General features: G+C 58.4%; 12 protein-coding genes. 5 read left to right on the top strand and 7 right to left on the bottom strand.

All coding sequences use genetic code 11. The annotated features are described in order from the left end of the window. The first annotated feature begins 20 nt into the window (after positions 1-20). The 4 genes from ACIN8IBEIGE_RS06300 to ACIN8IBEIGE_RS06285 all read left to right on the top strand — a co-directional run bounded on the left by ACIN8IBEIGE_RS06300 (position 21) and on the right by ACIN8IBEIGE_RS06285 (position 3,775). Positions 21-2,048, top strand: a complete 2,028-nt coding sequence (locus tag ACIN8IBEIGE_RS06300; RefSeq protein WP_160013899.1) for a TRAP transporter permease — start codon at positions 21-23, stop codon at positions 2,046-2,048. After that, positions 2,045-2,467, top strand: coding sequence for a DUF1850 domain-containing protein (locus tag ACIN8IBEIGE_RS06295; protein WP_160013898.1), 423 nt, complete (start codon positions 2,045-2,047; stop codon positions 2,465-2,467). Before ACIN8IBEIGE_RS06300 ends, ACIN8IBEIGE_RS06295 begins: the two co-directional genes overlap by 4 nt. A gap of 245 nt (positions 2,468-2,712) precedes the next feature. Further along, entirely contained in the window at positions 2,713-3,213 is a 501-nt protein-coding gene (locus ACIN8IBEIGE_RS06290) for a GNAT family N-acetyltransferase (RefSeq protein WP_160013897.1), read from the top strand. A gap of 46 nt (positions 3,214-3,259) precedes the next feature. Further along, complete coding sequence (locus ACIN8IBEIGE_RS06285; protein ID WP_160013896.1) at positions 3,260-3,775, top strand: DUF3617 domain-containing protein; 516 nt, start codon at positions 3,260-3,262, stop codon at positions 3,773-3,775. Between the two features lie 14 nt (positions 3,776-3,789). On the opposite strand, the gene ACIN8IBEIGE_RS06280 is transcribed toward ACIN8IBEIGE_RS06285, so the two are convergent. After that, positions 3,790-4,536: an ABC transporter substrate-binding protein gene (locus ACIN8IBEIGE_RS06280; RefSeq protein WP_160013895.1), complete on the bottom strand. Its 747-nt coding sequence runs from the start codon at positions 4,534-4,536 to the stop codon at positions 3,790-3,792. A 274-nt stretch (positions 4,537-4,810) separates the two neighbouring features. On the opposite strand from ACIN8IBEIGE_RS06280, the gene ACIN8IBEIGE_RS06275 reads away from it, so the two are divergent. Next, complete coding sequence (locus ACIN8IBEIGE_RS06275) at positions 4,811-6,478, top strand: BCCT family transporter (protein WP_160013894.1); 1,668 nt, start codon at positions 4,811-4,813, stop codon at positions 6,476-6,478. Positions 6,479-7,035: 557 nt separating this feature from the next. Here the strand turns inward: ACIN8IBEIGE_RS06275 and ACIN8IBEIGE_RS21130 are convergent. The 6 genes from ACIN8IBEIGE_RS21130 to ACIN8IBEIGE_RS06245 form a co-directional block, all read right to left on the bottom strand. Then, a complete protein-coding gene (locus tag ACIN8IBEIGE_RS21130) occupies positions 7,036-7,284 on the bottom strand; it encodes a pentapeptide repeat-containing protein (protein ID WP_160013893.1) in 249 nt (82 codons plus the stop codon). A gap of 76 nt (positions 7,285-7,360) precedes the next feature. Continuing rightward, positions 7,361-8,008, bottom strand: a complete 648-nt coding sequence (locus ACIN8IBEIGE_RS06265; protein ID WP_160013892.1) for a hypothetical protein — start codon at positions 8,006-8,008, stop codon at positions 7,361-7,363. Positions 8,009-8,095: 87 nt separating this feature from the next. Beyond that, positions 8,096-8,779, bottom strand: coding sequence for a hypothetical protein (locus tag ACIN8IBEIGE_RS06260; RefSeq protein WP_256665044.1), 684 nt, complete (start codon positions 8,777-8,779; stop codon positions 8,096-8,098). 79 nt (positions 8,780-8,858) lie between these two features. Further along, positions 8,859-9,464, bottom strand: coding sequence for a DUF4145 domain-containing protein (locus ACIN8IBEIGE_RS06255; RefSeq protein ID WP_160013891.1), 606 nt, complete (start codon positions 9,462-9,464; stop codon positions 8,859-8,861). A gap of 691 nt (positions 9,465-10,155) precedes the next feature. Further along, a complete protein-coding gene (locus ACIN8IBEIGE_RS06250; protein ID WP_160013890.1) occupies positions 10,156-10,866 on the bottom strand; it encodes a 3'-5' exonuclease in 711 nt (236 codons plus the stop codon). Then, positions 10,863-12,737 (bottom strand): DUF294 nucleotidyltransferase-like domain-containing protein, encoded by a 1,875-nt coding sequence (locus tag ACIN8IBEIGE_RS06245; RefSeq protein WP_160013889.1) that lies wholly within the window; start codon positions 12,735-12,737, stop codon positions 10,863-10,865. The genes ACIN8IBEIGE_RS06250 and ACIN8IBEIGE_RS06245 overlap by 4 nt, the downstream gene beginning before the upstream one ends. Positions 12,738-12,771 lie beyond the last annotated feature (34 nt).

Here is a 12,771-nt window from a genome sequence, read left to right as displayed (position 1 = left end):
GTAACGAGGGTGTAACCTTCATGAGTGAGCAAAACCAAGGCCTCGCCGCCAACCCCAGCGAGTGGCCGAAAGCGCTGTTTTATGTCGCGCTGCTGTTTTCCATTTTTCAGATCATCACCGCGGCCTTCCACCCGGTATCCAGCCAGATTCTGCGTGCGGTGCATGTGGGTTTTCTGCTGCTGGTGGTGTTTCTCTGCTTTCCGGCCCGGGGCAAGGGCCAGCCCTGGCAGCCGATGGCCTGGCTACTGGGCCTGGCCGGTATGGCCACGGCGTTTTACCAGTGGTATTTCGAAGCCGATCTGATTCAGCGCTCCGGTGACCTGACTCAGAGCGACATGGTCGTCGGCCTGGTGCTGATCGTGCTGGTATTCGAAGCCGCGCGGCGGGTGATGGGCATTGCCCTGCCGCTGATCTGCGCGCTGTTTCTGGTCTACGGCCTGTTCGGTCAGTACCTGCCGGGCGACCTGATGCACCGTGGCTATGCCATCGACCAGATCGTCAACCAGCTGGCGTTCGGTACCGAGGGACTGTACGGCACGCCGACCTATGTATCGGCCACCTATATCTTCCTGTTTATCCTGTTCGGCGCCTTCCTCGAACAGGCGGGCATGATCAAGCTGTTCACCGATTTCGCCATGGGCCTGTTCGGCCACAAGCTCGGCGGCCCGGCCAAGGTCTCCGTGGTGTCGTCGGCGCTGATGGGCACCATCACCGGTTCGGGCGTGGCCAACGTGGTTACCACCGGCCAGTTCACCATTCCGCTGATGAAGCGTTTTGGCTACAAGCCGGCGTTCGCCGGTGGCGTGGAAGCCACCTCGTCGATGGGCAGCCAGATCATGCCGCCGATCATGGGTGCGGTGGCCTTTATCATGGCCGAGACGATCAACGTGCCGTTCTTCGAGGTGGCCAAGGCCGCGCTGATTCCGGCCATGCTGTACTTCGGCTCGGTGTTCTGGATGGTTCACCTGGAAGCCAAGCGCGCCAACTTGCAGGGCCTGCCGAAAGACCAGTGTCCGAATCCCTGGGCGGCGATCAAAGAGCGCTGGTACCTGCTGATTCCGCTGTTCATCCTGATCTACCTGCTGTTCTCCGGACGCACGCCGCTGTTCTCCGGGATGGTCGGCCTGGCGCTGACCGCCATCGTGATTCTTGGTTCGGCGATCATCCTGCGGGTGTCGTCCAAGGCCATGCGTTTTGCCTTCTGGATTGCCCTGGGCGTGCTCTGCGCCGGTTTCTTCCAGCTCGGCATCGGCGTGGTGTTTGGTGTGGTCGCGCTGCTGGTGGCGGTGTGCTGGTTTATCAAAGGCGGCCGCGACACCCTGACGATCTGCCTGCACGCGCTGGTGGAAGGTGCACGGCATGCCGTGCCGGTAGGCATTGCCTGCGCCCTGGTGGGGGTGATTATCGGCGTGGTGTCGTTGACCGGGGTGGCCTCGACTTTTGCCGGCTACATCCTGGCCATCGGCCAGGACAACCTGTTCCTCTCGCTGGTGCTGACCATGCTCACCTGCCTGGTGCTGGGCATGGGCATCCCGACCATTCCCAATTACATCATCACCAGCTCGATTGCCGCGCCGGCACTGCTGGAGCTGGGCGTGCCGCTGATCGTGTCACACATGTTCGTGTTCTATTTCGGCATCATGGCCGACCTCACCCCGCCGGTGGCGCTGGCCTGTTTTGCAGCCGCACCGATTGCCAAGGAAAGCGGCCTGAAGATCAGCCTGTGGGCGATTCGCATTGCCGTAGCCGGCTTCGTGGTGCCGTTTATGGCGGTGTACGAGCCGGCGCTGATGCTGCAGGGCGATAGCCTGTTGGCCACGCTCTATGTGGTGCTCAAGGCCCTGCTGGCCATCGGCATCTGGGGTGTGGTGTTTACCGGTTACCTGCAGGCCAAACTGAGCTGGTGGGAGCGCGCGCTGGGTTTTGCTGCCGGCGCCAGCCTGATTCTGGCTACGCCGATGAGTGACGAGATTGGCTTCGCCCTGGCGGCGCTGTTTATCGCTCAGCACTTCTGGCGTGCGCATCGCGCCGAGGTAGCGGCGGCGTGATTGGTTTGTGCCTGGGTCTGGCGGGCGCGGTATGGGCAGAAGTACCCACGCCGAGCTTTACCCTGGCCTGGACACACACCATCGAGAAGATTCGTTGGGAAGAGGATTACCGCGTGACGCCTGAGGGGTTGCTCCTCGGCGAAGCGCGGGTCAAGGGTTCCGGGGCCGGTATGGAGATTCCAGACGGCGCCGAACTGCGCGAGGGCAGCTGGCATTACCAGCGTCAGCTACCCCCCTTGCAACCACTGCGTTTGGGGCGAACCCCCGAGGCAGGGGATTATCAACTGTGTTTCAACCAGCGTTGTCACTCGATGAGTGAATGGCTCGGCCCGCCACAAGCGACCCAGCCGGCGTTGGAACTCTGGAGCTGTGAGCAAAGCTCCCCGGCCGCTTCGGCGGCAGGCCAGGACGACCGCTAAGGCGACGTCTGCTCCCGGGCCACAAGCCCTGGTGTAAAAAGAGGAGAACCCCCATTTGGCGATGCCGGTGGGGGTTTTGTTCATATGTAGGTTGGTGTTGAGCGCAGCGAAGCCCAACATGCCTGGCTGGACGTGTTGGGCTTTGTCGCTGTGCTCCTTAACCCAACCTACCGTGCTTCGTCGTTACACTTCTCAACGGAGCGCCGCGCTACCCAATCTACCCCGCCATCCCAAGCAGGAAGCCGATGAACACCATCACCTATTACCTGGACATGCAGCACCCCGAGCATATCCGCGCCAAGCCGCTGCCGGCCGACCTGAGCGTGGTGGAATGCCAGCTCAAACAGTTTCAGCTCAACCGCTTTCTCTACCAGCTGGTCGGCGAGCCCTGGCAGTGGACCGACAAACTCAGCTGGACCGACGCGCAGTGGCGCGCGCTGATCGAGCAGGCCAATCACCGCACCTGGGTGGCCTATCACCAGGGCGCCATTGCCGGCTATTACGAGCTGCTGCGCGATGCCGACGGTGCGGTGGAGATTCTCTATTTCGGCCTGGCCGAGGCCTTCTTCGGCCAGGGGTTTGGCGGCCCATTGCTCACTCACGCGCTGCAGTGCGCCTGGGCCTGGCCCGGCACCACCAAGGTCTGGGTGCATACCTGCAGCCTTGATCACCCCAGCGCATTGGCCAATTACCAGGCGCGCGGCCTGCGGATCTACCGTGAAGAGGTCGAGGCGGACGTTTCGTAACAAGGTCTACGCTTGCAGGGTCGCCCACTTATTTCAGGAGCTGCTTATGCGCCGCGCCCTCCGTAATCCCATGCTACTCAGTCTCTGCCTGCTGCCTGCTCTGGCCAGCGCGGTGGATATCCAGCCCGGCCTCTGGGAAATCAGCTCGAATAATATGCAGGTCGGCGGCCAGGCGGTGCCGGGGATGGAGCAGATGCTCGAGCAGATGAAAAACCTGCCGCCCGAGCAACGCCAGATGATGGAGCAGATGATGGCCCAGCAGGGCGTGCAGCTGGGCGACAAGGGCGTGCGTATCTGCATGAGCGAAGCGCAGATCAAGGCCCAGCAGATCCCCATGCAAGACCCCGAGTCCGGCTGCAGCAATGAAGTGACTGAGCGCAGCGACCAGCTGTGGAAATTCCGCTTCAGTTGCCCCAACGGTGAGGGCGAAGGCGAGACGCGCTTTGTCAGCGACAAAGAGTTCACCTCAACGGTCAACGGCACCTTCGACGGTCAGAGCAGCAGCATGCAAAGCCATGCGCGCTGGGTGGCGGCCGATTGCGGAACCTTGCAGCCGCAGTAAGCCGTCGAGGTGAGTTACTGGCCGTTAAGCGGGTCGCTGATGCCGTGGCGGTCTTTTAGTGCTTGCACCAGCTCGGCCTGGCTGGTGAGAAAGGCGTCGAACTGTTCGATCACCTCGGGGTGGCTGATGCTGGAAAGGAAGTAGTGGTCATCCTGATAGGGCAGTTTGGGGTCGAACACCAGGCCGCTTCCGGCGCTGTTATAGAGTTGATGACGGACCACTTGCGGGTTGAGGTAAACGCCGTCGACGCGGTCGCTCATGGCCATGGCCAGCAGCGAGTCGATCTGGTTGGCCTGGATCAGCAGGATCTTGCCCGCCTTGATGTCATTCAAGTAAGGCCAGGGGGTAAAACCGCGCTGGGTGCCGAGGCGGCGCAGGCGCTCTTTGCCCTGGCCGAGAAACCGCGGTTTGACCAGCACACCATCGATGGCAGGTGCCGCCGCCTGGCTGTAATGCAGGGTGTGGCCTTGTTTCAGATCGCCATTCCAGCGCGGGTTGTCCGGGTATTTGAAATCCACCCGGTTGTTGAGAAAGTCGCTGAGCAGGCGCCTTACCGGCAGTGGCTGGTAGATAAATTCATGGCCCTGGTGCGCCGCAAAGGCGTCGAGCAGGTCGCGGCCATAACCCAGATACTGACCATCCTGCACGTTGGAGTAAGGCAGGTAGGGCTGCAGTTCGACCCCGATCTTGAAGGTCTCAGCCTGTGCCGACGACAACAGCTGGAATGACAGGCATGCCAGCAAGGGCAGCAGGAGTCTCATGAGCGGCATCTCGCGCAATGACTGTATGGCCTAGGCCAACCATAGCTAATTGCTCGCCTTTGCGTGAGATTTAACGCTGATTAAATCTGACCCGATACGCCCAAGACCCACCCATAAAATGTCTGCAATGGCCGCCAATACTGGCTTTGCGCCTGCACGCATCACCTATGGCTGTTACCCTGTACCCCGCAGCCGCTGGTTAGGCGGCTGTACGAGTAGGGCAATCCCGTCCTCGTGCGCGTAATGCGTGCCACACGCCAAAGGAGCATTCCATATGGAAAAAGACCCTTCGTCTGACACGACCCCGCAACCAGAAGCGGCAATTCTGGACGGCATCCCCGCCCCTTCGGGCGAGGCTAATCTGATCGACACCGACTACGTCATCGGTCAGGACAACATCAAAGGGCAGTTCTCTTTCGCCCTCGACATCCACGGCAAGGTTTTCAGCATTTCGGCACTGACCATTGTGCTGTTTGTGGTGCTGACCCTGGCCTTGCAAAACCAGGTGGAGCCGTTGTTCAGCGCCATGCGCGGCTGGCTCACCCATCACCTGGCCTGGTTCTTCCTCGGTTCGGCGAACATCTTCGTACTGCTCTGCCTCGGCCTGATCATCTCGCCACTGGGCAAGGTGCGCCTTGGCGGTATGGATGCCACGGCGGACTACAGCTACGCCGGCTGGTTCTCCATGCTGTTCGCCGCCGGTATGGGTATCGGCCTGATGTTCTACGGTGTGGCCGAGCCGATGTCGCACTTCTCATCCGCCATGGGCGGGGTCAGCGTCGGTGAAGACGGCTTACGCACCGACTGGGCGCCCCTGGCAGGCGCCGCCGGTGATGCCGAAGGTGCTGCACGCTTGGGTATGGCGGCGACCATCTTCCACTGGGGCCTGCACCCCTGGGCGATCTACGCCATCGTCGCCCTGGCGCTGGCGCTGTTCTCCTTCAACAAGGGCCTGCCGCTGTCGATCCGCTCGATCTTCTACCCGATTCTCGGTGAGCGCGTATGGGGCTGGCCGGGGCATATCATCGACATCCTCGCGGTGTTCGCCACCCTGTTCGGCCTGGCCACCTCCCTCGGCCTGGGCGCGGAACAGGCAGCTGCCGGTCTGGACAAACTGTTCGGCATCGCCGCCACAGACGCGAGCAAGGTACTGCTGATTATCGGCATCACCGCGATCGCCCTGGTGTCGGTACTGGCGGGTTTGGACAAGGGCGTCAAACGCCTGTCCGAGCTGAACATGGGCCTGGCCATTCTGTTGCTGCTGTTTGTGATCATCGCCGGGCCGACCCTGGCCATCCTCACCGGTTTCTTCGACAACCTCGGCGCTTATCTGCAGCACCTGCCGGCGCTGTCCAACCCGGTCGGTCGTGAAGACGCCAACTTCAGCCAGGGCTGGACGGCCTTCTACTGGGCCTGGTGGATCAGCTGGTCGCCGTTCGTGGGCATGTTTATCGCCCGCGTCAGCCGTGGCCGCACTGTGCGCGAATTCCTGATCGCCGTGCTGCTGGTGCCGTCGCTGGTGTCGGTGCTGTGGATGACCGCCTTTGGTGGCACTGGCATCAGCCAGCTGGTCGGCGATGGCTTTACCGGCGTGCAGGACGCCGCGCTGGAGCTGAAACTGTTTGCCATGTTGGCGGAACTGCCGTTGGCGGAGATCAGTTCGTTTATCGGCATCGTGCTGGTGATCGTGTTCTTCGTCACCTCGTCGGACTCCGGCTCGCTGGTGATCGACACCATTACCGCTGGCGGCAAGGTCAACGCGCCTGTGCCGCAGCGGGTGTTCTGGGTGGTGATCGAGGGCATCATCGCCATCGCCCTGCTGCTCGGCGGCGGCCTGGTGGCCTTGCAGGCCATGGCGGTGTCGACGGGGCTGCCGTTTACCCTGGTGCTGTTGGTGGGTTGTATTTCGATCGTCAAAGGCTTGATGAGCGAACCGCGCTGACCGCTGTTGGTAGGTAGTACAAGAGCGCGCCTTTGGGCGCGCTTTTTTATGCCCGGGGTTTGTATGGGCTGGCGCCTGTAGGAGCGGGTTTGCCCGCGTTGCTTTGTTTTTCACCCCTCTCCGTGAAGCGGGAGAGGGGCTGGGGGAGAGGGCGTTTTTGCTGTTCGGCACACCTGTGGGAGGGGCTTTAGCCGCGACGCTTTGCCGTCGTTGTTCGGCATTGCACCGCATGTGCTGATGTTTCGTGTTGCGCCCCCTCGGGCGCCTCACTTTTCTTTGCTCGTGCAAAGAAAAGTAAGCAAAAGAAACACGCCCCGACATCCGGGTCTCGCTGCGCTCGACTTCCCTCCCTCCGGCACTGCTCCGGGGGCCGGCGTACATGGGCCATCCCTGGTCCATTACGCCTCTCGCCGCATCCATGCGGCTCGTCCCCCTACGCAGTGCCTGCGCTCGGCCTTCTGACGGGGGATTTGGCGCGCGTCTGAACATTTGGAGTTAATAAACTGGAAAACTAAAAGCGAACGGCAAAAGTCGCGCTCGCTCTCATATGTGACTTGCTATACGCCATATACGCGAAGCAATTCAGTCACAAGAATACCGTTGATCAGCATGCCATCTAGCTTGGCGTCAGTGATTACAACATTGCTCAAGTCGACATTGTGGAATGTGGCACCTGCTAACGAAACGTCGGAGAACGACGAGCCCGCAAGGTTAACGTCAGTGAAGCTAGAAAGTTTCAGGTTGACGTCTTTAAAGCTCGCTTCGGCTAATGAGACGGACTCAAATTTCGATGAGTTTATAGTCATTGTTAGCTCTCCATGCTTGGAGTCTAGCGATTACGCTAAGGGGCGGCGGAGCGAAGTGAGCGCTCTGATCGCATTGTTAGAAATCCTCGCTACGTCTTTGTTTCCGATAGGCAGGAATAAAAAGTTTTAGATAGACATCAAGAAAGAGATTCTGCTTTGCGATTTCATAGATCATATTCGTAAATACACTATCCCGCTCTGTGTCTTGATCTTTCAGTACTTTAAGGGTTACGCCAGGTGCTCTGTACTTGACGATTATATTAGTTGGCATGTTTGCAAGCAAAATATAGCCGCTTAGCTCGTCTCCTGGATTGAGGAATTTGGCTTCAACAGTTAATGACCCGTCATCATTCCAGCTAACAATAGTGTCTTCCAATGTGCTGGCATTGAAATTTGTATCGGGAGTACAGCCGCCAAAAATATCGGTATCACTTCCTGTCTCAATGGTAAGTTTTATATCTTCTAAAACAGAGTTGCCAGTGTTGGCAATGTAGTAATCTACGTGACTGGCTGTTTTTGCTGCTCGGCCCGCCACGAATAGCTCGATAGAGTCTTGTAACCTATCATGCACGCTGATTAATTGTTTCGGCTTTGAAAGGAGAACTGATAGCTCCTTTCTTTCCTTTGTTTTTTGCTTAATGCCTAGCGTTAGAGCAGCCGAAATGATTGCGCCAGCTACAGCTCCACTTATTGCGAATAGGCCATTAATAATTTCTGGCTGCATACGAATTCTCGACTTCTACATTTGGGTACGGGGCTGGATTTAGTCCGTCCTGAGTGAGCGAAGCGGACTACTTGAATTTATTAGGAATTACCCCATTTCTGCAAGATACTTTTCAGTTAATACACTGCTTCTTACCCATACGCATGATAGCTCAATAAGGGTTTTAAGATCCTTGATGTCTTTATTTTCCCACTTCCTTACATAGTGAGTTTCATCATTGCCTAACCATGCAGCGCGTTGCGCACAGGTTTTAAGATTAACATCTTCTACGTGGTTATTAATTACCGCGCCGAGCAAGGAGGTTTTTATGCTCTCTTCCTGTTCAGGTTTTTTATGAATGCAATAATCTTTAATTAAGAATTCGAGTGCTTTTCTATAACCAACACCTGCTATTTCATTCAATTGAAATGTTTCAGCAGCGCAAGCTTGTTCATAAATTGCTTTAAAGGATGCTGAAATTTCTTCTACTTCCGGAGGTATTTTTGGAGCTAAATATTTTTGTGGTATCGACTGCTTAAAATGGAAAACACCAACTTTAGCTCCGCCGGATTGAGTAAGCCTTCTTTCATATTGCCCTATAAACATGCTTTGGCAGCTTCTGTGAGTGCACTTAAAGGCAATTTCTAACAATGTTCCATTGCTCGATGAATTTCCATTTAAAGTTGCCTCTAGAACTTTTGGGTTAAGTGCGTGGTGACACTGAGGGCATATGTCTGGAGGGAAGTCATATTCTACATTGTTGCCGCCATCCGGGTTTATATTGCTTGGCATATAACTCTCCTTTTATTTAACGTTTGATTAAGGTACGGGCTTTAGCCCGTCCTAGCGAAGTGACCGATTTATAACGTTTTTAGATTTTGGCTGGCTTTCTGGCCATGAACTGATTGAATTTTTCGCTGAGAACAAAGACATACTCGCAAATAGCTTCAGCAAAATCTAATAAGTCTTTGGCGTCTTCTTTTGATATTTTTTCGTCTGAAGCGTGCGCGCCAATATTTCGGTGTTTTCGGAGCTCATCACTCCACTGATAGAGTCTCTCATCAATTACGCCCTTTGATTTCAGTTCTTCCAGTCCTTTTGCGAGCGTTCTGCTTGAAGTGTTGTGATGTTTGCACACTGCTTCTAATGTTCGCCCACTCATTACTACTGATGCGCTATATGCTCTGGCTTTATAGCAAAGCCTTGCTTCAGTTAGAGAGTTTCTTGCGATATCGGGAATGCTCCAGTCAATGTGGCTGTCTTGCTTAGGCCACAGCCTGAATGCATCAGACCATTCGTGTTTGTCCGAGCTTATTTGGATCAGCTCTGCCCCGCCAAGTAGAGAGTTGTTGCAAACTGGGCATTGAAGAAGAACCGCCTTAAATGGAAATGGGTCTTCATTAGGGTCATAAGATTCGTGCTCACCCTTTAAAACGCCATCTACCTTTGACTCGCAATACGAGCATTCAATGATCATGATTTAAACCTAAGTGTTGATTATGCGGCTCGTATGTCGCGACATGTGTCGCATAAACTTCCTAGTCGTTGGCTAAGTCCATGTCTGCCTTGCAGGTGTTCGTAGCAACGCGACAGCACTTAGAGGTAAACGCGACATGATGGCCGGTAAGCCCGAGCTACTGGCGAAATGCTGGCCGGCTTGAGCCAGAAGCTAGTGCATTCATGCTTAGACTGTCCATGACGGCAGCTGAAACAGAATTACAGTCAGCTTTTGCCTTTGCTTTATCAGCCACAAAAACATCAGCCGCGCGCCAAATCCCCATCAGGAGGCCGAGCGGAGGTGTTGCGTAGGGGGACGAGCCGCATGGATGCGGCGAGAGGCTTAAAGGGCCAGGGATGGCCCTTGTAAGCCGGCCCCCGAAGCAGCACCGGAGGGAGGGAAGTTGAGCGCAGCGAAACCCGGATGCAGGGGCGCATTCTCTTTGGTTACTTTCTCTTGTGCGCAGCAAGAGAAAGTGACGCGCCCGAGGGGGCGCAACCAGAAACATCAGCACACGCAATGCAATGCCGAACACGAAAAGCGCCCTCTCCCCCAGCCCCCGCTCTGCGCCCCAGTCCTTCGCAGAGCTCAGGCCGCTCCAGCGGGCGAAGCAGTGCTTCGCTTTTCCCGCTTTCGCCCCGTAAACGGGAGAGGGGAGCAAAGCGCGCTCTTAGCTCCACAATTCCCCAACCGGCGTATCCCCCGAATACCGCGTCGCCACCTGCGCCTGCAGCAACTCGGCGGTGGCCAGCGCATCGGTCAGCGCATGGTGTGCCTGGTAGAGTGGCAGGTTGTAACGCAGACGACTGTCGGCCAAACGAATCGACACCGGCTGGCGGCCCAACAAGCGGCCCAGCCAGCCGGGCTGACGCTTGGGATACAGACGCGCCTCCAACTGCATGGTGTCGATCACCGGGAATTGCAAACCCTCACCGAGTTGCTGACGCAACGCCTGGTCGAGAAAGCTGCGCTCGATATTGCGGTAGTGCACCACCATCACCTTGCCGGCCATGACGGTCAGCAGTTCGTCGAGGATCTGCCCCAAACGCGGCGCATGGCGGATATCCGAGTGGGTGATGTGGTGGAAGGCCACCGATTCGCCGCTCAGCTCGCTGGCCGGCTTGACTACCCAGTAACGCGCCGCGCCGCAGCGGATACGTTGCAGGTTGAAGGGCAGCAGGCCGAGGCTGACGATGGCGTGCTGGCTGGCATCCAGGCCGGTGGTTTCCACGTCCAGGGCCAGCAGCGGCACCTCTTGCAGCGGGGTGTCGGCGGTTACGCAGCCGGCCTGGTAAAAGGCTTGCAGACGTAGGTCGCGGGCGTTGGCGGCGAGTTCGCTAAAGCGCGCGGCCCAGTCCTGCTGCGTGGCGGGCGCCTTCACAGGCTTTTTCCCGGTTGTGCGGGGTAGCGAAAGCGCAGGAATTTCTGCGCGTTGCTAATCACCCCAAAGGCTTCCTTGAGGTTGTGCCGATCACTGGCGGAGACTTTTTCCGGTTCGATGTAGTTGTTCGGCTGCGCGCCGTCGGCTGCGGCCATGGCCTGGTGGCGGGCGCGTACCAGGCTGAGAAACTCCAGGGCGTAGCGCAGCTGGCTGATGGCTTCGGGCTGCAGCAGTTTGGTTTTGCCGATGGCGTCGAGGCGCTCCAGGGAGTTCTGCGCCTTGCTGCCGCAGGCCAGGGCGTGCACGCGGATCAGATCGGTGAGCGGCGCGGTGCCACGGCCCTTGAGATTGATGATGTTTTTCTGCTGGCCGTCGGTTTCCATCACAAAGGTGCGGAAGAAGCCCAGCGGCGGCGTGCGGTTGAGGGCGTTGCGCGCCAGGGCCGCGAGGAAGGCCGGGTTGCTGCTGGCCTTCTGCGCAAGCAGGTCTTTGAGGTTTTCCACCAGTTCGATCTCGCCATACACGCCGTCGAGGTCGAAGAAGATGCAGCTGTGCAGCAGGGTCTGCGGCTTGGGTTTATCGATCCACTGCTGGAAGTAGCCGCGCCAGACACTCAGCGGCTGCCGCCACTGGGCGTTGCTGGCCATGATGCCGCCCTTGCAGTAGCTGTAACCGCAGGCGGCCAGGCCGTCGCTGACGAACTGGGCGAGGGCGGCGAAGTAGGCGTCGTGCTGCGCCGGGTCGAAGCGGTCATCGAGCACCAGGGCGTTGTCCTGATCGGTGACCAGCAGCTGTTCGTCGCGGGCCATGGAGCCGGCGACCATAAAGCAGTAGGGCACCGGTGGCGGGCCGAGTTGCTGTTCGGCCAGTTCCAGCAGGCGCTGGGTAAAGGCGCGGCCGATACCGGCCATGGCGCTGCCGACCATATGCGCGGTGGCCTGCTCGTTGACCATGCGCACGAAGGTGCCGCGCAGGTCCGCCAGCAGGCTCTGCAGGCCGGCGACATTCGGCTGGTTGAAGATCGAGTTGACCAGGTACAGGCTGCTCTGCGACTCGTAGCGGATGATGTCGCTGAGATTGATCAGGCCAATCGGCCGGCGCCGCTGCACCACCGGCAGGTGATGGATGTTATGGCGCAGCATGCACAGCATGGCCTCGAACACGCTGTCATCGGCCTGCACGGTGAAGGGCTCGGGGGTCATCACCTGGCTGACCGCTGTGCTGCTTGCAAGCCCGGCAGCGAGTACACGGGTGCGCAGGTCGCGGTCGGTAAGGATGCCGACCATCGCCGCGCCGGGCGCATCGCCGTCGACAATCACCAGGGATGACACGCTCTGTTCGGTCATCAGCTGGGCGGCCTGTTGCACGGGTGTATCCAGGCTGACGCAGACCGGCTGGCGGGAGATCAGTTTGCGCACCTTGAGCTGGATCAGCTCGCTGGCCTGGCCCTGGCTTTCCACTGCGGATTTCAGCCGCGACTGGCCTTCGGCCTCGACGAACTCGGCAAAGCCGTCGTGCTCTTCGCACAGCTGGGCGAACAGGGTGGCGGGGATAAAGTAGATCAGGCTGTCTTCAATCGCCCGCGCCGGAAAGCGCACCTTGTTGCTGCGCAGCAGGCCGGCCTGGCCGAAGATATCGCCTTCGCTCAGGCGGTTGTACAGCTCGCCGTTGCGCCGGTAGATTTCCACCGCGCCGCTGCGTACATAGTGCAGCTCGTGAATCGCCGCGCCGTACTGGAGAATGTCGCTGCCGGCTTTGAAGTAGGTGACTTCGACCTGCCGGGCGATGGCGTCGAGGTTGTCCTCGGGCAGCGCATCGAAGGGCGGGAAGCGCTGCAGGTGATCGCGGATTTCCAGTAACTCGATCTGCATGGGGTGCCTCGCAGTGGCTGGCACTAGAGGATAC

Origin of the sequence: Pseudomonas sp. 8BK, from assembly GCF_902506475.1 — a bacterium.
Lineage (GTDB): Bacteria > Pseudomonadota > Gammaproteobacteria > Pseudomonadales > Pseudomonadaceae > Aquipseudomonas > Aquipseudomonas anguilliseptica.
Note: the sequence above shows the minus strand (reverse complement) of the source record. Positions and strands in the feature narration are given on the sequence as shown.